Origin of the sequence: Cedecea davisae DSM 4568 (assembly GCF_000412335.2) — a bacterium.
Lineage (GTDB): Bacteria > Pseudomonadota > Gammaproteobacteria > Enterobacterales > Enterobacteriaceae > Cedecea > Cedecea davisae.
This window is the reverse complement of the sequence record NZ_KE161030.1, coordinates 1,669,970-1,689,951: the sequence shown is the minus strand read 5'-3', so window position 1 is coordinate 1,689,951 and position 19,982 is coordinate 1,669,970. Positions and strand designations below refer to the sequence as shown.

21 protein-coding genes and 1 other annotated feature are annotated in these 19,982 nt (G+C 51.9%); all 21 genes read right to left on the bottom strand.

Going from position 1 to position 19,982, the window contains the following annotated elements:
• Positions 1-4: 4 nt before the first annotated feature.
• Positions 5-2,392, bottom strand: coding sequence for a phenylalanine--tRNA ligase subunit beta (gene pheT / locus HMPREF0201_RS07945; protein WP_016536039.1), 2,388 nt, complete (start codon positions 2,390-2,392; stop codon positions 5-7).
• A 14-nt stretch (positions 2,393-2,406) separates the two neighbouring features.
• Positions 2,407-3,390 carry a phenylalanine--tRNA ligase subunit alpha gene (gene pheS / locus HMPREF0201_RS07940; protein ID WP_016536038.1) on the bottom strand — a complete coding sequence of 328 codons (984 nt, stop codon included), beginning with the start codon at positions 3,388-3,390 and terminating at the stop codon, positions 2,407-2,409.
• A 60-nt stretch (positions 3,391-3,450) separates the two neighbouring features.
• Positions 3,451-3,574: a sequence feature (Phe leader region), on the bottom strand.
• Positions 3,525-3,569, bottom strand: a complete 45-nt coding sequence (pheM, locus tag HMPREF0201_RS23015) for a pheST operon leader peptide PheM (RefSeq protein ID WP_106120997.1) — start codon at positions 3,567-3,569, stop codon at positions 3,525-3,527. Its footprint overlaps the feature before it by 45 nt.
• Positions 3,575-3,692: 118 nt before the next feature.
• The gene (gene rplT, locus HMPREF0201_RS07935) at positions 3,693-4,049 is read right to left on the bottom strand and encodes a 50S ribosomal protein L20 (RefSeq protein WP_000124850.1); all 357 of its coding nucleotides are present in this window, start codon (positions 4,047-4,049) and stop codon (positions 3,693-3,695) included.
• A 46-nt stretch (positions 4,050-4,095) separates the two neighbouring features.
• Entirely contained in the window at positions 4,096-4,293 is a 198-nt protein-coding gene (rpmI, locus tag HMPREF0201_RS07930) for a 50S ribosomal protein L35 (RefSeq protein ID WP_006118955.1), read from the bottom strand.
• Positions 4,294-4,385: 92 nt separating this feature from the next.
• Positions 4,386-4,928 (bottom strand): translation initiation factor IF-3, encoded by a 543-nt coding sequence (gene infC, locus HMPREF0201_RS07925; RefSeq protein WP_071704088.1) that lies wholly within the window; start codon positions 4,926-4,928, stop codon positions 4,386-4,388.
• A gap of 3 nt (positions 4,929-4,931) precedes the next feature.
• Positions 4,932-6,860, bottom strand: coding sequence for a threonine--tRNA ligase (gene thrS / locus HMPREF0201_RS07920; RefSeq protein ID WP_039898108.1), 1,929 nt, complete (start codon positions 6,858-6,860; stop codon positions 4,932-4,934).
• A gap of 938 nt (positions 6,861-7,798) precedes the next feature.
• On the bottom strand, positions 7,799-9,337 hold the full coding sequence (locus HMPREF0201_RS07915; RefSeq protein ID WP_016536033.1) for an SgrR family transcriptional regulator: 1,539 nt from the start codon (positions 9,335-9,337) through the stop codon (positions 7,799-7,801).
• A 134-nt stretch (positions 9,338-9,471) separates the two neighbouring features.
• Entirely contained in the window at positions 9,472-10,188 is a 717-nt protein-coding gene (locus tag HMPREF0201_RS07910; protein ID WP_016536032.1) for a LuxR C-terminal-related transcriptional regulator, read from the bottom strand.
• A complete protein-coding gene (locus HMPREF0201_RS07905) occupies positions 10,181-10,657 on the bottom strand; it encodes a hypothetical protein (RefSeq protein ID WP_016536031.1) in 477 nt (158 codons plus the stop codon). Before HMPREF0201_RS07905 ends, HMPREF0201_RS07910 begins: the two co-directional genes overlap by 8 nt.
• Positions 10,654-11,286 carry an HAD family hydrolase gene (locus HMPREF0201_RS07900; RefSeq protein WP_016536030.1) on the bottom strand — a complete coding sequence of 211 codons (633 nt, stop codon included), beginning with the start codon at positions 11,284-11,286 and terminating at the stop codon, positions 10,654-10,656. The genes HMPREF0201_RS07905 and HMPREF0201_RS07900 overlap by 4 nt, the downstream gene beginning before the upstream one ends.
• Positions 11,283-11,915, bottom strand: a complete 633-nt coding sequence (locus HMPREF0201_RS07895; RefSeq protein ID WP_016536029.1) for a PI-PLC domain-containing protein — start codon at positions 11,913-11,915, stop codon at positions 11,283-11,285. The genes HMPREF0201_RS07900 and HMPREF0201_RS07895 overlap by 4 nt, the downstream gene beginning before the upstream one ends.
• Before the next feature lie 16 nt (positions 11,916-11,931).
• Positions 11,932-12,645 (bottom strand): ABC transporter ATP-binding protein, encoded by a 714-nt coding sequence (locus HMPREF0201_RS07890; RefSeq protein WP_016536028.1) that lies wholly within the window; start codon positions 12,643-12,645, stop codon positions 11,932-11,934.
• Positions 12,642-13,460: an ABC transporter permease gene (locus tag HMPREF0201_RS07885; protein WP_016536027.1), complete on the bottom strand. Its 819-nt coding sequence runs from the start codon at positions 13,458-13,460 to the stop codon at positions 12,642-12,644. Before HMPREF0201_RS07885 ends, HMPREF0201_RS07890 begins: the two co-directional genes overlap by 4 nt.
• A 10-nt stretch (positions 13,461-13,470) precedes the next feature.
• The gene (locus HMPREF0201_RS07880; RefSeq protein WP_016536026.1) at positions 13,471-14,487 is read right to left on the bottom strand and encodes a WavE lipopolysaccharide synthesis family protein; all 1,017 of its coding nucleotides are present in this window, start codon (positions 14,485-14,487) and stop codon (positions 13,471-13,473) included.
• Entirely contained in the window at positions 14,487-14,960 is a 474-nt protein-coding gene (locus HMPREF0201_RS07875) for a hypothetical protein (protein ID WP_016536025.1), read from the bottom strand. The genes HMPREF0201_RS07880 and HMPREF0201_RS07875 overlap by 1 nt, the downstream gene beginning before the upstream one ends.
• Entirely contained in the window at positions 14,947-16,686 is a 1,740-nt protein-coding gene (locus tag HMPREF0201_RS07870) for a hypothetical protein (RefSeq protein ID WP_016536024.1), read from the bottom strand. Before HMPREF0201_RS07870 ends, HMPREF0201_RS07875 begins: the two co-directional genes overlap by 14 nt.
• Positions 16,683-17,444 carry a glycosyltransferase family 2 protein gene (locus HMPREF0201_RS07865; RefSeq protein ID WP_016536023.1) on the bottom strand — a complete coding sequence of 254 codons (762 nt, stop codon included), beginning with the start codon at positions 17,442-17,444 and terminating at the stop codon, positions 16,683-16,685. The genes HMPREF0201_RS07870 and HMPREF0201_RS07865 overlap by 4 nt, the downstream gene beginning before the upstream one ends.
• Positions 17,444-17,824 carry a cupin domain-containing protein gene (locus HMPREF0201_RS07860; RefSeq protein ID WP_016536022.1) on the bottom strand — a complete coding sequence of 127 codons (381 nt, stop codon included), beginning with the start codon at positions 17,822-17,824 and terminating at the stop codon, positions 17,444-17,446. The genes HMPREF0201_RS07865 and HMPREF0201_RS07860 overlap by 1 nt, the downstream gene beginning before the upstream one ends.
• On the bottom strand, positions 17,821-19,665 hold the full coding sequence (locus HMPREF0201_RS07855; protein ID WP_016536021.1) for a PglL family O-oligosaccharyltransferase: 1,845 nt from the start codon (positions 19,663-19,665) through the stop codon (positions 17,821-17,823). Before HMPREF0201_RS07855 ends, HMPREF0201_RS07860 begins: the two co-directional genes overlap by 4 nt.
• On the bottom strand, positions 19,662-19,940 hold the full coding sequence (locus HMPREF0201_RS07850) for a hypothetical protein (protein WP_016536020.1): 279 nt from the start codon (positions 19,938-19,940) through the stop codon (positions 19,662-19,664). Before HMPREF0201_RS07850 ends, HMPREF0201_RS07855 begins: the two co-directional genes overlap by 4 nt.
• Positions 19,941-19,982 lie beyond the last annotated feature (42 nt).

Sequence of the window (19,982 nt, the reverse complement as noted above, 5' to 3'; positions counted from 1 at the left end):
ACGTTCAATCCCTCAATGATGCCTGGAATCGCTCTTTTAATGCCTCTACACATTTTGCAACGGTAGCGGCAATCTCCTCTTCTTCGAGTGTACGGCCCGTATCCTGAAGGATAAGGCTTATGGCCAGGCTCTTGTAGCCTTCGGCTACGCCCTTGCCACGGTACACGTCAAATAAGTTTACGCCAACTACCTGATTTGCGCCAACTTTCTTACACTCGACCAAAATATCTGCTGCGGGAACGTTTTCAGCCACCACAACGGCGATATCACGGCGGTTTGCCGGGAAGCGTGAAATCTCCTGAGCGTCAGGCACCACGCGGTCTGCGAGCCTGTTCCACAGCACTTCGAACACCAGCGTGCGGCCGTTCAGGTCAAGCTTACGCTCCAGCTCCGGGTGAACAACACCAATGAAACCAATGCATTCACCTGCTAAATAAATGGCAGCACTTTGCCCTGGATGCAAGGCCGGATTTGCTTCTGCTCTGAATTCGATGTCCGAAAGTTTGCCGGTCAGGGCCAGAACAGACTCCAGATCGCCTTTCAGATCATAGAAGTCAACGCCGTTACGCGCCAGATCCCAGTGCTCTTCGTAGCGGTTTCCGCAGATGGCTCCGCCCAGCATAAGATCCTGACGAATGCCAAGGTCCGCCTGAGTATCAGGCACAAAGCGCAGGCCGGACTCGAAAATACGCACGCGGCTTTGCTGACGGTTCTGGTTATAAACCACGGTAGTCAGCAGGCCGGTCAGCAGAGACAGACGCATCGCGGACATATCGCTGGAGATAGGATTAGGAAGAATCAGATTTTCTTCGCCCGGGTGCAGAAGCTGCTGAATTTTCGGGTCAACGAAGCTATAGGTGATGACTTCCTGGTAGCCTTTGTCCACCAGCATGGTTTTCACACGCTTCAGGGACAGGTCCGCCTCACGATGTGTACCCATCACCAGGCCTGCCTGTACCGGGCTGTTTGGAATGCTGTTGTAGCCGTAGATACGGGCAACTTCTTCCACCAGATCTTCTTCAATTTCCATGTCGAAACGCCAGCTTGGCGCAACGGCAGTCCATTGATCCTGGCCTTCGGTCACTTCGCAGCCCAGGCGGCGCAGAATGTCGCTAACCTGCGCATCTTCGATATGGTGGCCAATCAGGCGATCCAGCTTGCTGCGGCGCAGAGTAATGGTTGCACGCTTAGGCAGGTGAGCTTCATTTGTTACGTCGATAACCGGGCCGGCTTCGCCGCCGCAAATATCAATCAGCAGGCGGGTAGCGCGCTCCATCGCTTTGTATTGCAGAGCGGGGTCTACGCCACGCTCATAGCGGTGGGAAGCGTCGGTGTGCAGGCCGTGACGACGTGCGCGACCGGTGATGGAAAGCGGGCTGAAGAAGGCGCATTCCAGCAGGACGTTCTGGGTTTCATCGTTAACGCCGGAGTGCTCGCCGCCGAAGATGCCGCCCATTGCCAGCGCTTTGTTATGATCCGCGATGACCAGGGTATCCGCGTTCAGTTTAGCTTCGCTGCCGTCCAGCAGTACGAGGGTTTCGCCCTCTTGCGCCATACGCACTACGATCCCACCTTCAATGCGGTTCAGATCGAAAGCGTGCATCGGCTGGCCAAGTTCCATCAGCACGTAGTTGGTTACGTCAACCACGGCATCAATGGAGCGAATACCGCAGCGACGCAATTTCTCTTGCATCCACAGCGGGGTTGGCGCCTTAACGTTGATACCTTTAACTACGCGGCCCAGGTAGCGCGGGCAGGCTTCTGCGGCGTCTACGCGAATCGGCAGCGTGTCGTTGACGGTAGCCGCTACGGCGGCCATTTCTGGCTCAACCAGAGGCAACTTGTTCAGCACGGCAACGTCGCGAGCCACGCCGATAATGCCCAGGCAGTCCGCGCGGTTTGGCGTTACGCTGATTTCGATGGTGTTATCGTCAAGCTTCAGGAATTCGCGGATGTCGGTGCCGACAGGTGCATCCGCAGGCAGCTCGATGATGCCGTCGTGGTCGCCGGAAATACCCAGCTCGGAGAAGGAGCACAGCATGCCTTCAGAAGGCTCACCGCGCAGCTTAGCCGCTTTAATTTTGAAATCGCCCGGCAGTACCGCGCCAACGGTCGCTACGGCCACTCTCAGGCCCTGACGGCAGTTGGATGCGCCGCAGACGATATCAAGCAGGCGATCGCCGCCTACGTTGACTTTTGTCACGCGCAGCTTGTCGGCGTTCGGGTGCTGGCCGCACTCAACCACTTCACCCACCACTACACCGTGGAATGCGCCCGCAACGGCATCAACGCCGTCTACTTCCAGACCAGCCATGGTTATCTGGCCGGATAACTCGTCACTGCTGTTGGCTGGATTTACCCATTCGCGTAACCAGAGTTCACTGAATTTCATTGGATATCCCGCCCTTATTTGAACTGTTTGAGGAAACGTAAATCATTTTCGAAGAATGCGCGCAGGTCGGTCACGCCGTAGCGCAGCATGGTCAGACGCTCCATGCCCATACCGAAGGCAAAGCCGGAGTAAACTTCCGGATCGATGCCGACGTTGCGCAGCACGTTCGGGTGCACCATGCCGCAGCCCAGCACTTCCAGCCACTTGCCGTTTTTACCCATTACGTCCACTTCTGCGGACGGCTCGGTGAACGGGAAGTAGGACGGGCGGAAGCGAATTTGCAGGTCTTCTTCGAAGAAGTTATTCAGGAAGTCGTGCAGCGTGCCCTTCAGGTTGGTGAAGTTGATATTGGTATCAACAATCAGGCCTTCCATCTGGTGGAACATCGGGGTGTGGGTCTGATCGTAGTCGTTACGATAGACGCGGCCCGGCGCAATAATACGGATTGGCGGCTGCTTGTCTTTCATGGTTCGGATCTGCACGCCGGACGTCTGGGTACGCAGCAGGCGAGTCGCATCGAACCAGAAGGTATCGTGGTCAGCACGAGCCGGGTGGTGCCCGGGAATATTCAGCGCGTCGAAGTTGTGGTAGTCATCTTCGATTTCCGGACCGGTCGCCACGGTAAAGCCCAGCTCGCCAAAGAAGCTTTCGATACGGTCGATAGTACGGGTCACAGGGTGCAGACCGCCATTTTCGATACGGCGGCCAGGCAGAGAAACGTCGATGGTTTCCGCGGCCAGGCGTTTATTCAACTCTGCGCTTTCCAGCGCGGCTTTGCGGGCGTTCAGGGCTTCCTGAACCTGCTCTTTAGCTTCGTTGATGACCGCGCCAGCTGCCGGACGTTCTTCCGGCGGCAGTTCACGCAGGGTCGTCATCTGGAGGGTCAGGTGGCCCTTCTTCCCTAAATATTCGACGCGTACAACATCTAACGCGGCAACATCCTGGGCATCGTTTATGGCTGCTTTTGCACTGGCAACCAGCTCTGCGAGATGTGGCATGGTATTCCTCTTATGCCGGCAAACTGCCGGGGTGGTTGGTCTGATTCGAAAACGAAACGCAAAAAAAAAGCCTCCGGACAGGAGGCTTTCGGCGCTGTTTTTCGTTTCTTTTCTTACGCGCAAAGCCCCCTGAGTCAGGCGCTAAAGTAAAAAAAGAAGCGGAAAATAGCAGCATTCATGCTTGCAGTTACCTTATTTCGACGGTTTTCGCTTCGGGTATTGAACGAGCCCGGGCGCTAAAAGTCAATAAATTGATTATCTTGTATATAAAAAGAGGGAGCAAGCTCCCTCTCTTAACTGGCTTAAGCCAGAGCTGCTTTCGCTTTTTCGACCAGGGCAGTGAATGCCACTTTGTCGAATACTGCGATGTCAGCCAGGATCTTACGGTCGATTTCAACAGAGGCTTTTTTCAGGCCGTTGATGAATTTGCTGTAAGAGATACCGTTCTGACGAGCTGCAGCGTTGATACGTGCAATCCACAGCTGGCGGAACTGACGTTTACGTTGACGACGGTCGCGGTAAGCGTACTGACCAGCTTTGATAACAGCCTGGAAGGCAACGCGGTATACGCGAGAACGCGCACCATAGTAGCCTTTAGCTTGTTTGAGGATTTTTTTGTGACGAGCACGTGCGATTACACCACGTTTTACGCGAGCCATTTAGCTCTCCTGTTTCTATATTCTGAATTAATTAAAAAAAGTTTACTTATGCGTACGGCAGGCAAGCGACTACCAGGCCCAGATCCCCTTTGGAGACCATGCCTTTCGGACGCAGATGACGTTTACGCTTAGTAGACTTCTTAGTCAGAATGTGACGCAGGTTAGCGTGCTTACGCTTAAAACCGCCAGAAGCAGTCTTTTTGAAGCGCTTAGCGGCGCCGCGTACTGTTTTAATCTTTGGCATTTCAATTTCCACTTCGCATTGTTAATAAAACGAACCAGTAGGCGAACAAAAATCCGCAGGGCCGGAGCCCCGCGGCATGTTACTTGATGGCCTTACTGTTTCTTCTTAGGAGCAAGCACCATGATCATCTGGCGGCCTTCGATCTTCGTAGGGAAGGATTCGACCACTGCCAGTTCACTCAGATCGTCACGGACGCGGTTAAGCACTTCCATACCAATCTGTTGGTGAGCCATCTCACGACCGCGGAAACGCAGTGTGATCTTGGCTTTATCTCCTTCTTCCAGAAAGCGAACCAGGCTGCGGAGTTTTACCTGGTAGTCGCCATCATCGGTGCCAGGTCGGAATTTAATTTCCTTAACCTGAATAACTTTTTGCTTCTTCTTCTGTTCCTTAGAAGATTTGCTTTTCTCGTAGAGGAACTTGCCGTAGTCCATGATGCGGCAAACAGGCGGTTCGGCATTTGGACTGATTTCAACTAAATCAACCCCTGCCTCTTCGGCTTTTTCTAAAGCTTCATTCAGACTGACAATACCAATCTGCTCGCCATCTATACCGGTCAGACGAACCTCAGTGGCACGAATCTCTCTGTTAATGCGATTAGGACGCGCCGGTTGAACTCTTTTTCCGCCTTTAATACTTTATTCCTCCAGTTGATGAAGATTGCGGCTGCGAATCTCTTGCTGCAGCTTTTCAATCAATTCGTTGACGTCCATGCTCCCCAGGTCTTTACCGCGGCGGGTACGAACGGCAACTTTGCCTGCTTCGACCTCTTTATCGCCACAAACCAACATATAAGGGACACGACGTAACGTGTGTTCACGGATTTTAAAGCCTATCTTCTCATTTCTCAAGTCTGCTTTTACGCGAATGCCCGCATTTTGGAGTTTACGAGTCAATTCGTTAACGTAATCGGCCTGGCCATCGGTGATATTCATCACCACAGCCTGCACCGGAGCCAGCCATGTTGGGAAGAACCCGGCGAACTCTTCGGTCAGAATACCGATAAAGCGTTCCATTGAGCCCAAAATGGCGCGGTGAATCATTACCGGCACCAAACGCTCGTTATTTTCGCCGATATAAGAGGCGTTCAAGCGAGTTGGGAGGGAGAAGTCAAGCTGCACGGTACCACACTGCCAGGCACGATCAAGGCAGTCGTACAGGGTAAATTCAATTTTAGGGCCGTAGAATGCACCCTCACCCGGCTGATAGTCAAACGGGATATTGTTTTCCTGCAGCGCAACGGCCAGATCCGCTTCCGCGCGATCCCACATTTCGTCGCTGCCGATGCGTTTTTCCGGACGGGTAGACAGCTTGACGACGATTTTTTCAAAACCGAAGGTGCTGTACATATCGTACACCATACGGATGCAGCTGTTTACTTCATCACGAACCTGTTCTTCAGTACAGAAGACGTGGGCATCGTCCTGAGTAAATCCGCGCACGCGCATCAGGCCGTGCAGCGCACCCGAAGGCTCGTTGCGGTGGCAGCTACCGAATTCGGCCATGCGCAGCGGCAGGTCGCGGTAAGACTTCAGGCCCTGGTTGAAGATCTGCACGTGACCCGGGCAGTTCATCGGTTTGATGCAGTATTCACGGTTCTCGGAAGACGTGGTAAACATCGCATCTTTGTAGTTGTCCCAGTGGCCGGTTTTTTCCCACAGCACACGGTCCATCATGAACGGGCCTTTCACTTCCTGGTACTGGTACTCTTTCAGCTTGGAGCGAACAAATACTTCCAGTTCACGGAAGATAGTCCAGCCGTCGTTGTGCCAGAACACCATACCCGGCGCTTCTTCCTGCATATGGTACAGGTCAAGCTGCTTGCCGATTTTACGGTGGTCGCGTTTGGACGCTTCTTCCAGGCGTTGCAGATAGGCATTCAGCTGCTTTTTATCCGCCCAGGCGGTGCCGTAGATACGCTGCAACATCTTATTGTTACTGTCGCCACGCCAGTAAGCACCGGAGGTTTTCTGCAGCTTGAAGTGATGGCAGAAACGCATGTTCGGTACGTGTGGCCCGCGGCACATATCCACGTATTCTTCATGATGATACAAACCGGGTTTGTCATCATGGCTGATATTTTCATCAAGAATGGCAACTTTGTAGTTTTCACCGCGGTTTACAAAAGTCTCACGCGCTTCCTGCCAGCTCACCTTCTTCTTAATGACGTCATAATCTTTCTCGGCCAGCTCATGCATACGCTTTTCGAGCAGCTCAAGATCTTCCTGCGTCAGGGTGTGGTCAAGGTCAACGTCGTAGTAGAAACCGTTGTCGATAACCGGGCCAATCGCCATTTTGGTGTGCGGCCACAGCTGCTTGATGGCATGACCCAGCAGGTGAGCACAAGAGTGGCGCAGAATTTCCAGACCGGCTTCGTCTTTTGCCGTGATGATGGCGAGCTTCGCATCGTGGTCGATAATATCGGAAGCGTCAACCAGTTCACCGTCTACGCGACCGGCAATACACGCTTTCGCGAGGCCTGGACCAATATCCAGCGCAACATCCATCGGGCTAACGGGTTTGTCGTAATGGCGTTGGCTGCCATCAGGAAGAGTAATAACAGGCATGTTATGTCCTTATCTGCAGTGGTGACCCACACGAAAGATCACATACAGTTCTATTGAAGTTTAGATTAATCAGAGAGTTGAGGTGAGTTGAATGCTTCACTCTGCAAACTGTGTACGTCCGGAAGAACATTGTCCCCGAAGTACCCTCTCCTGCTCCCTAACTACGCAGCACAATAGTACACGGCATTGATGTTGTTATAAAGCAAGAAAAAATGCTGACGTACAGATGGCATCTCATCGCAAGCTTCCTCCCCACTTTATTCGTGTACAGCACAGAGGAAAGAGAGTTGTTCCGCTCAATAAATTCTTTGACTTAATAGCAAACGATGACAAGTCCAGATAACGTAATCTATTAGTAACAGCAGCCATGAATTAAGAAAATATCAAGTGGTACCGTATGAAATTTATAAGAAATAATTAAAAACTGCGGGAGGTCCGTTGGTATCGGAACCTCTGGCTCATGCTGTATTCAAGCTCCTTACCGAGGCTAGCGTTGTAGTTGTCATCCTCTTTTGGGGCCATTTCAATTGAATATGGAAAAGTACAGAATTCCCAATCAGGTATTACTTCACATTTAGCAACTATCATATCGCGTCCGAACAACAGCTTTTTTATTATCTCCCCGATGAAGACCTTAAGTCTGAAGCCATGCCAGTATTTTATCTAAACAAATGGAACAAACAAAAAATAAATTATCGCAATCATCAACGATATTTTTGTCATTCGCTATTAGCTTTATGTAATTCACCAGAACCATAAATAAGGGGCGCCATTTGCACCCTTTATTTAATTGACCACAATAAAACACTGCACTAGCAACTAGTCATAATGTGTATCATTCCATACTATTTTCACTTCCCCTGAATCCACAATCGAGTCAGGTCGGGCCACCCCTGCGAAGTCACTTCCACTCCGCGGATCTGGGGCGTCGACTTAACCTAGAAACTAAAACTAAACAAAGGGAACAGGAAAGACTTATCAATCAAAAACCGCATCAATTTATGTGAGCGTTCCGGGTAACGTTCAGCATCCTTACCCATCCTTTCTTGTATTCTCATTAGCCGTTGCAGGGTCGGTTCCGGCATAAATCTCTGCATCATTAAAGAGTGACAAAAACGCTCTTCCGGCGAGAACCACTTCGACTTACCGAAGCGAAGATCTGAGACGCCAATATCCCAGTCCTCCCATCCCGAGGTTAAGAACCAGTGATTAGCATCCACCGGCTGGAGAATCAGGCGACACTGCCAATAGGATAGCTGGCGGACCAGTTGTTTCATAAGCTGTTCTGTTTCCGGAGCCCAGAAATAGACCAGAGTTAACGTGGCAGGAAGCTTCACATCGGGTTCCATCGCCTGGCGCGGCGCTGCGCAGGCAAACTCACTGTCCACGGCCTGCATCCCCTCCACTCCATCCAGCGCACTAACGGCTATCCGAGCCAGCCCCCGGATAAGATCCTGCTGGGCTTTGCTTAACCCTCCTTTGCGTTCATTAAACGCAAGGAAGACAAACCCGGAGGAATCACCCGAAACATGGATCTGGTCGGCCGCCTCCACGCTCTCTTCGGGCTGAGTCACCGTTACCGTCGTCCACTTATGTTTAGGTAAACGGGCCATGATTCTGTATTCAACTTCCTGAACCAGCGGGCGCAGGCCGTGATACTCCATAAAGCGATTAAGAATAATATGCTCATCATCATGATGCCTGACCGCAAATGCGCCAAGGCCAATTTCAGCCCCGCAGGGATGTGATAAAGCATGAACCGTATTTGCAAGGCGATGCGCAAGTAAAGCATCGGAACGAGCCAATGTGAGTACGATGGCATCTTCTCCTGCCAGGGCCACTGAAATCACATGCTGGAAAGCAGGCCTTACAAGATGATGTTTCAGAGACTGAAGAAGTTGCTCCGCCTGGACTCGTTCGCCATTGTGCCAAATAAGCCCCGATCGCAGATGGAAAATCCATACCGTATGGTTATTCCTGCTTTCAACGGTATGCGCAAGGTCTGGCTCCGGGATGCCATGCTCGTTAAGCCTGGTCAGCCCCGCATGAACCATCATAATTAAATGACGTTCCACTCTCCCCGTGTGGTCGGAAGGGGTAATTTTTTCCACAGGACGATAGAAAGGTATTACCACCCGAGTACCGCGCCCGTTAGCACTAGCGAGGCTATGGTGCGTAACGAATGATTCCGCTTGCTCATCCTGTTGTGCGGAGTCAAGCCCCCATTCATTTACCCGGCAATGGAGTCGCCCTTTTGCTCCCCTGCCCGGGCGTGATGCCCAGGTTAGCCATTTCCGCTCAATCATGGCGTGGAGCAATACGCGGGCATACCGTGGAGTACAGACAAGCACCGCAGCAACTTCAGGGAGGCTAACCTCCACCGCCTGCGTCTGCCAGCGCCACAACAGGCGCTTATACTGCCGTTTTAAGCGTTCCTCCTGCAGAGAGTGAGCCTCTCTTTTATTATCTTTTTCCATGAAACATCAACTCCATTAACATCTCACCAGAGTTTACCCTAGTCTTTTTTAGTAATGTTTTCTGACAGTACGTGGATGCCATAGCACCCCCCCAAAGGCTCTTTTAAAGTATGAAAAGGTAGAAAAAGGTCAATCTAAGCTGACATTTCGGAGTACAGAGAATGATTATTGAAATGCTTTATCGTTGTTTTGTATATGCTCAACGGAGAGACACGATATTTAACAAGCTGACGCCATTGTTGCTGAGGCAATCTCGATAGCATAGAGCATAAGATGAGCATCTCCCCGCGATGTTCAATGTTCATCTTCTTCATTATCATCATTTTAGTATTACTGACTACTTTTACCGACATTCCTAAATAGCGCCCGATAGTCGCGGTATCTTTTCCATAAATCAGGAGATAAAAAACTTCCTGCTGGCGCTGGGTTAACCTTAGAAAACCCTCATTAATAGGCGACGAATTTCGCCCCAACGGTCGTTTTTTCAGAAATGCAACCACTTCATTGATAGGACTTTTTATCTGTAATACAGGTATCCCTGGTGCCAGCAGTGTAAGCAACTGCCCCTGCGCAGCGGTTATCAACAACTGAGTGACTTTCGGATACTTCATGGCGGTATCCAGTATGGCATGAAGTCCGTGCAGCAGACTTTGCCCTACCCCAATAAGCAGGCGGGTATTGAGGCCAATTTCATCTTTTATTTCGTCCGGAGATGACACATAAGCAATCGTTTCATTCGGATAAAGCTCCTCAAGGATAAAGCGGATACCGGTTGCAGCCGCATATTCACCCCATATCACCACATTGGCCTGCCCAGCCGGTGACAGAATACTGCCTTTATGCTCACACATATCCGGCCTCTACATCCAATACATCACGTGTCAGCCCGCACTCATCCTCCGGTGAAAGCATCCCCATAATGGAAGCCTGATGCCAACAATCTTGCAGCGTTACGGGCCCTTGCAACGGGTTATGCGTGCGAATAGCATTTTGAGCACAGATGACAAACTGCTCACGGCGCGGGAAATAAAGCATTCCAACATCCGGGGCGCTGAGATCGGCTCTGGCACAGTCCGCGTCGGGCAAAGGAAGAGACGCCTTTTGCTCAGTTATCAGCGCCACGGGTACCGCCAGAGGCCAACCCTCTCCCACCAGCAGCCCCTGGCAGAGCGGCGGAATTTTTGTCCCGGGCAAAATAATGACCTGATCCGCATCCGACTCTGCACGCTGAAGCAGTGAAGGAGCACACCACACCGTATTCCACTCAGGCCATTGCCCTTTCGGCGGCATAGAGGTCATGATTAGCAATAAAGGTTTCATGCTGCTTCCTCACACTTCGCGATAAAATTCCGGAGTCGGTTCCAGGTCACCTCTGAGGGCCCTGCAACTTCCATTACGTGCGCACCGGATGCTCTTGCGGCCGCAATGCCGTGCGGATTATCTTCAACAATCACGCATTCCTGCGGTTTAAGCCCCAAACAAAGCTGCGCTTTTAGATAAATTTCCGGATCCGGTTTACCCCGGCTAACATCCTCGTTTGAAAGGGTAAACTGTAGATAATCAAGCAATTTTGCCCGTGACAGCATGTTATCGATGCTGCCGCGTACAGAGTTTGAAGCAACGGCCAGCCTGTAGCCGTGCTGCTTAAGACGGGATAGCGCAAGCTGGTGTTCGTACACCGGCCAACAGTTTTGGTTGATAAGCTGCAAAGTGTATATCTGCTTCATCTCATTGATGAACGTATGCAGCGAGGCAGGCAAACCATACCGCGCCGTTAAGCGGTCAAGTTTTTCCCTGGTCGGCAGGCCGTCAAATTCGCCCTCATGTTCAGCTCGGGTAATCGTTAACCCAAATAAAGCGAGAGCCTGATTCAACGCGTCGTAATGCCACTCTTTCGCGTCAATCAGCACCCCATCCATATCAAAAATAACTCCGCGAATACGGCTCATCCCAGCAACTCCTGCGCTTTGAGTGGGCTGTCGGTGCACAGCATTACATGAGGATCTTTACGTAACGAAAGCGGCATCGCTGCCAGTTGATCCCAAAGGGCAGCGTTGTCTCTCCCATGTAACTCTGGCGAAACCAGGCACACTTGCTTGCCCGCACACAACCATTTTTCCAGTTGGGCGATACTGATTTCCAGACCATAAAAACCATCCACCCACAGCACCTGAGACCTTTCGCTTAACGGCCCCTCAGGTTCATACTCGCTGAGGCGGGCGGCAACGTTCATTCCGGCAGCCAGGTAAGGCATCGTGTCGGGCACTGACATATCGAAGCAAAAATATTGGGTGATATTCCGCTCATCAAGCAGCTGTTTTAAACGGATGGTTAAGCCATCAGATTTAATATTTAGTGCCAGCATAGCGTCAGCTTTTGATGCAATATAATCATCAAGAAACTGTGCTACGGTTAATACTCCGTCACGCGGCATATCATGACTTACAACTAATTCACCATTGAGGTCACGAATATCAGTTTCTATTCCCCAATCGCTGGTTAATGCTTTATATAATATCGGAGCGGTATTTTGTTCATCACGGGACGACCAGGCACCCCGGTGTGCTAAAATCTGCATATAGACTCCTTGCCCATTAAATTAAATTGTAATGTTCGAGGGCGGTGTTTATGTCACCGTCAAATAGTAAGGTTCCGTGCTTAAGCAGAATTCCGCGTTCACACGTTTTACGCAGTTGGTTCTCATCATGGCTAACCAGCACCAGGGTGCCTCCCCGGGCTTTAAACTCGTTGATTTTGGCAAAACATTTCTCGCGGAAGCTTTTGTCCCCGACTGCCAGAGCCTCATCAATAGCCAGGATATCGCTATCCAGGTGAATGCCCACGGAAAAGGCAAGACGCAAAAACATCCCCGACGAATAGGTGCGTACCGGCTGAGCAAGAAACGACTCCAGTTCTGAAAAGGCTATTATTTCATCAAGATGCTGATGAATTGCCTTGTGGGACATACCTAATATGCTGCCTGCCAGAAAGATATTCTCTCTCCCGCTCAAGTCGTGATGGAACCCCGCCCCAACTTCAAGCAGTGACGACATACTCCCGCCAACATTAATGCAACCAGCGCTCGGACGAGTCACCCGGGTCAATAGTTTGAGTAACGTAGACTTGCCCGCGCCGTTACGGCCTAACACGCCAACGGACTCTCCCGCTTTAATGGTAAAGCTGACATCATTAATTGCCGTGAACGCCGGAATTGGCGCAGCGCGGCGAAAACTGAATGCCGTACGCAGGCTATTACCCTGGGCGTAACTCGCGGAATAATTTTTCGTAACCTTCTCGAAAGTAATCATTCTCTGTCCATTACCTGTGATTCATAACGAATAAAACAGCCATAGCCCACTACGGCAACAAATAGTGTTAATCCCACGCTGATAGAAATAGAAAAGGCAGAAGGAGGCTGACCACCTAATAAGGCAAAACGAAACAGTCCGACCAGGCCATATAACGGATTTAGTGCCATCAGATGATATAAATTTTTAGGCAATAGACCCGGGGTCCAGACTACAGGAGTCAGGTAAAAGAGCCCCTGGATCATCAACGGAATAATATGGCGAAAATCACGAAAACGTAGCTGGGCTAGCGCCATCAGGCAACCCAGCCCCCACCCTAGCAGCGCGACCATGACGCCGCACAATAGCAAAAGAGGAAGATGCACCACCGGGAAACGCACACCACAGAGCGGCAATAACACGCATACCCAGAACAGCAGTAGCAGAAAATCAATCACGCTAATGCCCATTCCCGCAAGCGTCAGACCAATGCGCGGGAAATAGATTTTCTTTACTAACTCAAGGTTATTAAGCAACACCTCACCGACGGCGTTAGCCGTATTGGCAAACAGCATCCACAGAGCAAGCCCGCTCAGCAGCACCCAGGCATAGGGCACGTTATATTCCGGCGGATTGAAACGAACGATGATGCCGAATACGCCGTAGTACATTCCGAGTTGCAGCAGCGGATTGAGAAGCGCCCACAGCCACCCAAGCCAGGTCTGGCGGTAGCGCACCGAAAAATCACGCAGCACAAGCTGGCTTATCAAATGCCTGGACTGCCATAGTTCAGCCAGCGAACTAGTGCTGCGGGCGTGGGAGATAAAACCTTTCATTTCCCGGTTCCTATTTACGATGAGAAAAAAGTGCAAGCAGCACTCTACGAATATGCGGAACACGCACTATTCTTGCCCTTAGTCGGTAACAGGCTCGCCAAATCAGAGTGCCTGCCATATCCAGCAATAGCATTGGCGTCAGAGGGGTTGATTGCCCGTGGACCCGGTGGTGAAGCCGCAGCCAGCGGCGTTGGGTATAAACGCTGAATAACCCGCGCAGCGGGTAGCTACGCCAGTATTTTGGCCAGCGAAAACCCAGCTGCCGTGGGCTGTAAGGAATAAAATTAGCCAGATAATATCTTTCCGAGCAGTCGCGCAAAGCAGCTGTATAAGCAGTATTGCCCTCAAACACCTTGACTCCCCTGGCTTTAGCTATCGCGTGGATCCAGTAGTATTGCTCGGAGACATAGCGCCACGCGCTCCAGAGACCTGCGATGCCCGTAGGGTGGAACAGGTCATCGTGGTGGGCCAGAGGTGCGGCAAAAAAGGAGCGCACGTCTGCCGTTTTACCGGCCAGCATGATATCGCCCGGATGAAACAGAATCGGGATACTCCCTCGAGCATCGCGGGCGTACAGATTCAAGTTGATAACTCTGGACTGGAAAACCGTGTAACGGCCGTCACGATCGAGGCCATCCAGTGCCAGCACGCGGCTGGTCAATAACCTGACAAGCTTGCGTGAATACAGGTAGCTGTCGATACGCATCTTGATTGCCAGCGGACGCGTAGCCGCAGCAAGCCCGGTGCGGCTTGAGATCAATTGCCTATTCACATTGGTGACATATTTTCCGCCACGGTCGTAACCCACAACCGGGCCAGGATCATCGCTTAAGACCAGGATGATGTTCTGCCCGGCCAGTTGGGCCTGCAGTTGAGCATCACGCTCAGGGCTGGTTTTCCAGCCAGATACAATGAGTTCGGCGAGAGGGAATGTCCGCCGCGTTCGCAGAATGTATTTCCAGGTAGTCCGGGGCAGCTCCCCCGCATCACCCAGCGGCCCTTGCAAAACAATACTTAAGCTTTGCATTACTTCCTCCTGCGGACCAGGAGTAGGAGCGGCCTTAACACTTTTCTGGCCTGCTCGCCATAAACCAGGCTAGTTGCGAGAACCAGCGCCTGCAGTCGGAACAGCGGGGGCCTGCCGTGCGTAACAAATGCCTGCTTTTCTTCCCAGGCCTGCTTGCTACCCGCTAAATCGCCGCCAGACAGCACGAGCCAGAGTGGCTGCTCGAGGCATCGAGCCTGAAGAATGTAACGACTTAGCGCTGGCTCTATATTTTCAGGCGGCGTAAACCAGCCATCCTGATGCAGGATAACCACAGTCTGAACACCACTAGCATGAAGCTTTTCATGAACCGGCGAAGCCTCATTGTTAAGCGTGAACCACAGGCAAGTAACGTCTGCCAGGGCAGGAAGTTCAGGCAGCGCATTCACTCCATTCAGCCAGTCAATGACCTCTCCCTCAGTACCGGTTACCACGCGGATATCAGCCTTTTTCATGGCTAACCCCCGAGTTATTCGTATGCGATACGTCATTACAGGAAATAAGCAGACGCCATAATTCAAACAACGGAAGGCGAATGGCGGTGTGGCTACAGCCATACTTGAGCCAAACTGCACTTATCAGGCTGCCAATAGCGCGGAGCGGCGGCCCCGCGAATACCGGTTTGCCGTCATCAGATAAAAAAGGTGAACTAAAAGGGTTGTTGTAAAGCTGCCGGCTTAGGGATGGATGGCGTAACCAGTTGATTTTTTTGCGCGCGTTACCGGCGATGCTATCCAGTACCGACTGGAGGTACTCTTTGTCCTGCGGAATAGCAGGTTCGCAAAGCACAAGGCTATGCCAATCATCAACAAGATTTGTGGTATCGCCTTTTGCTGCCCATAACAGTCGGGCAATAAGAATATAACGTCGTACTCCAATTAAAGATTTGCTCTGGCGTACCAGGCTATCGTCACCGATATAACGGTGTGCGAACTCGGATAAACGAGCCACGGCCGTTGCCTGAGAGATACCAAGATGAGGGCGACGCGGAAAACCCCATAGTTCCTGTGGGGCACGCTGGAGAGTGACTCGCCCGTTCTTTTTCATGCACAAAGTCCGACCAAGACAATGAAAAACGCTGCGATAAAAATTACTCGAGGTCAGGCTATAGGGATTAATACGTGAAGGAATCCCTGCGGCGGCGGCGCACAAACCCTGCTCGACATCTTCGTATTCCTGCCAGTAGAGGTCTTCATTTTGTGGAAGATGCGCCCAGACGGATTTTTTGCAGAGATATAAACTGCCGGTTAAATATTCACGCCCAAAGCTGGCCCGTTCAGGATGCCTGTATGACTGACGCATCGACTCAAATAAGCGTCGATTTTTTCGCTCCACGCGGCCTGCGCGGAAGTTTATATCCGGCAGCACCGTAGCCACATCCGTGTCCGAGTAGCGCCGGGGTACGGCCTGCCATTTATCGGCAAACCAGAAGGACTGAAAACCTACAAACGGGTAATCATCTCCGAACTGCCGTACCGCTTGATAAAAATTAAGCGGCAGTAAAACCCGGTCATGCAAAATGCAGAGGTTCGGGTAATGAGCTTCCTGAGCCAGCACGTTTTTTTTGCGGGTGATATGCACCGGCGGAGCAGAAATATCCTCACCAACGATGCGCACCTGCTGCCAGTAGAGGAAATCCTCTCTTGGGCGGCCGCAGAGAATAATCTCGAATTGCGGGATATTCAGCGCCAGTATTCTTGCCACGCAGTCATTTAACAAAGCCGGGTCGCCGTTGCCGGTTGGAATGCAGAAACTCCATGCATCCAGCCCACGGTCGGCCTCGGCCATGAGCGCGCCTGTCTTAGTAAAAGAACGTACGCCAGAGGACGTTCTCGCCGTCTCACAAAATGCATCGCGGTAGTAGGAACGCGAGAGGATCTCCGCCACTTCGTCGGACGCTTGTAAATAGAGCGTTTTGCCGACAGGCAGGCGGTGTGCAGCATCCCAGAGAAGCTGGGGCCCGAGAGGAGAACTATCGAAATACGACAGCACAATGTCGCCTTCAGGCGCAACGTCCAGCCTGTCCAGCGCGGACATTCTACGTGCAGGCAAGCTGCTTCCGGCAAAGGTAATAACCGTCGTATTATCCGGGTCGGCAACCTTCAGGCTTGCGGGATCAAACAAGCTATAGCAGCCCGGATATTTCAGGGCATGGATATGTGCAAGAGCGATGATGTTCATATTGCAGCCCGACCGCTATTCAGGGCTTTGTCCAGAACAGCACTGCCCATAAAGGTAGCGAGATCGGCCGGCGTACCAAGGCCATACATTCCCGCCCCAATTTGGCAGGTATCGATGCGGGTAAACCCCTGCTGATAAAGATGGGTATAAACCGGTGCGACGTAAAATTCGCCCATGCTGCGCTCATCACGTTCGATCATTTCCTCCGCCAGGCGGCAGAAATCACGCCCGCGTCGGAAGTTATAAATACCCACGGTGGCTTCATCAGAAACCACTTCTTTCTCCACTACTTTGCAGACCCGATTTTGCGTATCGCGCAGAACGTAAGACCATTTGGAATCGACGGCAGTAAAGGTCATAATCAGGCCGTCTAACTGCCGTTCCTCCATGACGCTTAAATAGCTATCAATATCAACATCAACCCACTGGTCTGAATTTGCCACCATCAAAGGGTCGTCGTTATTAATAAGTGAAGAAGCTGCCAGTACCGAACAAGCGGCGCCTTCCGTCACGCCAGAAAGACCAATAACTTCGCAGCCGGGGGCAATAGCCTGCAAACGACGATAAAAATCATAGCGATCGAGATGCGTCTGCTGGCAAATGAAGATAAATCGATGTGGGCGAGAAGGTCTTAAATTACGGATAACCAATTCAACCATCGGCAATCCACCTACCGGGATAAAAGGCTTAGGATCGGTAAAACCAGCCTGCGCAAAACGGCTTCCAAGGCCTGCCATTGGGATAACGATATTAAGCATCAGACTTTCTCATCAAGGTATTTGTCATTCAGCGCGCCCGGGTGTTTCACCACTACGGTCACGCAGTCTTCTATAGCTTCGAAAGAGGAGGAAACACCCGGCGATAATGTCAGTATGTCCCCCGCGACCATCTCCATTCCGGCCATGCGAGCGCGCCCGGAAATAAGTAAAGTGACCTCTGTTGCCACTTTGTGATGATGGGAGGCTCCCACATAGCCTGCGGCAAAATGCTGCATTGCGACTTCAACATCCGGAGTGCTATGGGCTACAGGAGTAAAAGCCCCCACGAACCAGCCCCCGGTCATTTTCTCCAGCCGGTCACGTTTAACGCCGCCAGACAGCGAAAGTGGCGACGCAACGGTCTCCATATGTGTTGTCATTTTTTACTCCGTAATAACGTTGAACCCACACTCGCGGAACCCTGACACTGAAAGCGCTGATCCTGGCTAAAACTAAGGCAGCCGCGATGGCGCCAATACTCTTCACGCAACTCATTTCCGTGTAGCCGGGCGATACGCACAAGGCTCCAGGTGAGGTTTGCGTCGTTATGGCGTCCAAGCCAGTTTTCAGCCATTGCCTGGAAGCGGTCGAGAGAGGCCCGATCATGAGTCTGGCTAAACACCATCAATTCGGTCACCGCCCGGTCAAAGAGCAAGCGGTCGGGCTGAGACCAGGGATTCATCACCTCCAACAGCGCGGTGGAATCCATCATTTCAAAAGATTCGGCATCCCTGAGCTGCGACGCGGTGCTTAACCCTGTAGCCATAAATACGATGACAGCCAGGCTTAGCAGAGCCACGGTGGAGGTCAGCGCCACGCGCAGGCCAAATCCCGCAAAAACAGAAGATGACGCCGCCGGGCGCGCCGCCCGAACGGGCAAAGCCAGCCAAACGAGAACCACCAGCAGGACGGCATGAGTAGCGGACTGATACAGAGGAAACTCACTCATGGTATGGGCGATAAGCGGTATAATAACGGCACCGCGGGCGGCAACTGTCCGCCCGGCCAGGCTGCCAAAAGCCCCACGACCGACTAAACGTCGCCAACCGCTGGCCAACAAGCGCTGGAAAGGCATAAAGCCAACATAAAGCCACGCAAACAGGCCCATCACCGCAACAATCCCGCCTTCGAACCAGGCGTAAAGAATTTCGTTATGCGGGTGGCTTACCGTCAGCGGAAAGGGATTATTCACGCCATTTTGGGACAGGATTTTCGGGAACAGAACCTCAAAACTCCCCAACCCTTCGCCAGCGAAAATATGGTGACGATCCATTGTCGTAGTGGCCTGCATCATCACAAACCGCTCGTTATTGGAGTGAGCACGGTTCCACTTCAGGCGAGCCTGGTAATCAACCGGTTGTGTATTGGTGGCTTCTGCATCAGCGGCCTGCCGCATCGACTGCAACGCGGGGAAAAGTAACGAGCCGGTAATTACACCTGCGATCAGCCATATCCCGACGTTACGCACGGCATTGGTGTTGAGCACCAGCAAAACAACCACCGCCAGTACCGAGGCTGCCTGCATTGCACGGGATTGCGTCAAAATAACCCCGGCGCTCAGCAATAACGTACTCAGACCATTTAAAATATGCAGATAGCGTTTACGCTTTAGGCTTCCGGTACCCAACAAGACCGAGCAGGCCAAAGCTGTAGCGACAAAAGAGCCAAGCTGATTAGCCTGACTCAGGCTGCCCGCCGGGCGGCTGGCCATAAGATTGATGTCATAACCCATCCAGACCTGAGCCGAAGCGGGAAACAGAAGCTGCCAGACGCTCAGGCCAACCTGAATCAGGCCGGCGAAGACGATCGTCGCGTAGATACGGCGGCGCAAATCGCCGCGAGCCGGAACCTGTAAAAGAAGGCATAAAAAAACGGCCATCCCCCACAACCCGGCAATCCTGTCAAAGGCATTCGAACGAAAAGTTTCTGAGGTCCACATCAGGGGCAAGCTCATCAGCAGCGCACCGGTAAATACCAGCTTTGCCACTTGTCCGCCCTGAAGACGACGGCGCAATAATGTCGTGCAAAGGCCCAGGCCGCACAGGCCAACCCAAATCCAGGTAATCAAATTTATCGTTAGCAGCAATCCCGTTCCCGGCAAAGTTGGCCAGGGAATAATTAATAAAACGCTCAATAGCAGGGCAAGCATTCCCACTATGGCGCAATCCGGAATCGCCCTTTTAAAGTAGCGAGAGAAGGCTCGCAAAGGTAAATACATCATTTAAAGTCAGCCTTTCGTTTAGCTATGTCCGTCTGCATATGCTCCAAATCTAGCTCCCCGGCAAAGGTGATATCCCGCAGATAGCGGGCGACATCCTCGAGCAGCCGCGCGGTCTCGGGGTCGCTAAGCCATAATGGCTTCGCCGCTTTGAGTACTCGCTCCTGGAGATGCACTATCCCGCCGCCGTAGTTGATAACGGCATTTTCCAGCACGCCAAGTCGATACATCGGATCGTCGAGCTGGTTTTCGTTAACCGACCTTTTTGTTCGCATCATTATCTGTACGCCTTTCTCATCGTTATTCGGCCAGAATGAGCT

Excerpts from the sequence above, each read along its gene's own strand:
- pheT (WP_016536039.1), bottom strand. The coding sequence starts at position 2,392 with ATGAAATTCAGTGAACTCTGGTTACGCGAATGGGTAAATCCAGCCAAC.
- pheS (WP_016536038.1), bottom strand. The coding sequence starts at position 3,390 with ATGCCACATCTCGCAGAGCTGGTTGCCAGTGCAAAAGCAGCCATAAAC.
- rplT (WP_000124850.1), bottom strand. The coding sequence starts at position 4,049 with ATGGCTCGCGTAAAACGTGGTGTAATCGCACGTGCTCGTCACAAAAAA.
- rpmI (WP_006118955.1), bottom strand. The coding sequence starts at position 4,293 with ATGCCAAAGATTAAAACAGTACGCGGCGCCGCTAAGCGCTTCAAAAAG.
- thrS (WP_039898108.1), bottom strand. The coding sequence starts at position 6,860 with ATGCCTGTTATTACTCTTCCTGATGGCAGCCAACGCCATTACGACAAA.
- HMPREF0201_RS07915 (WP_016536033.1), bottom strand. The coding sequence starts at position 9,337 with ATGGAAAAAGATAATAAAAGAGAGGCTCACTCTCTGCAGGAGGAACGC.
- HMPREF0201_RS07910 (WP_016536032.1), bottom strand. The coding sequence starts at position 10,188 with ATGTGTGAGCATAAAGGCAGTATTCTGTCACCGGCTGGGCAGGCCAAT.
- HMPREF0201_RS07905 (WP_016536031.1), bottom strand. The coding sequence starts at position 10,657 with ATGAAACCTTTATTGCTAATCATGACCTCTATGCCGCCGAAAGGGCAA.
- HMPREF0201_RS07900 (WP_016536030.1), bottom strand. The coding sequence starts at position 11,286 with ATGAGCCGTATTCGCGGAGTTATTTTTGATATGGATGGGGTGCTGATT.
- HMPREF0201_RS07895 (WP_016536029.1), bottom strand. The coding sequence starts at position 11,915 with ATGCAGATTTTAGCACACCGGGGTGCCTGGTCGTCCCGTGATGAACAA.
- HMPREF0201_RS07890 (WP_016536028.1), bottom strand. The coding sequence starts at position 12,645 with ATGATTACTTTCGAGAAGGTTACGAAAAATTATTCCGCGAGTTACGCC.
- HMPREF0201_RS07885 (WP_016536027.1), bottom strand. The coding sequence starts at position 13,460 with ATGAAAGGTTTTATCTCCCACGCCCGCAGCACTAGTTCGCTGGCTGAA.
- HMPREF0201_RS07880 (WP_016536026.1), bottom strand. The coding sequence starts at position 14,487 with ATGCAAAGCTTAAGTATTGTTTTGCAAGGGCCGCTGGGTGATGCGGGG.
- HMPREF0201_RS07875 (WP_016536025.1), bottom strand. The coding sequence starts at position 14,960 with ATGAAAAAGGCTGATATCCGCGTGGTAACCGGTACTGAGGGAGAGGTC.
- HMPREF0201_RS07870 (WP_016536024.1), bottom strand. The coding sequence starts at position 16,686 with ATGAACATCATCGCTCTTGCACATATCCATGCCCTGAAATATCCGGGC.
- HMPREF0201_RS07865 (WP_016536023.1), bottom strand. The coding sequence starts at position 17,444 with ATGCTTAATATCGTTATCCCAATGGCAGGCCTTGGAAGCCGTTTTGCG.
- HMPREF0201_RS07860 (WP_016536022.1), bottom strand. The coding sequence starts at position 17,824 with ATGACAACACATATGGAGACCGTTGCGTCGCCACTTTCGCTGTCTGGC.
- HMPREF0201_RS07855 (WP_016536021.1), bottom strand. The coding sequence starts at position 19,665 with ATGATGTATTTACCTTTGCGAGCCTTCTCTCGCTACTTTAAAAGGGCG.
- HMPREF0201_RS07850 (WP_016536020.1), bottom strand. The coding sequence starts at position 19,940 with ATGATGCGAACAAAAAGGTCGGTTAACGAAAACCAGCTCGACGATCCG.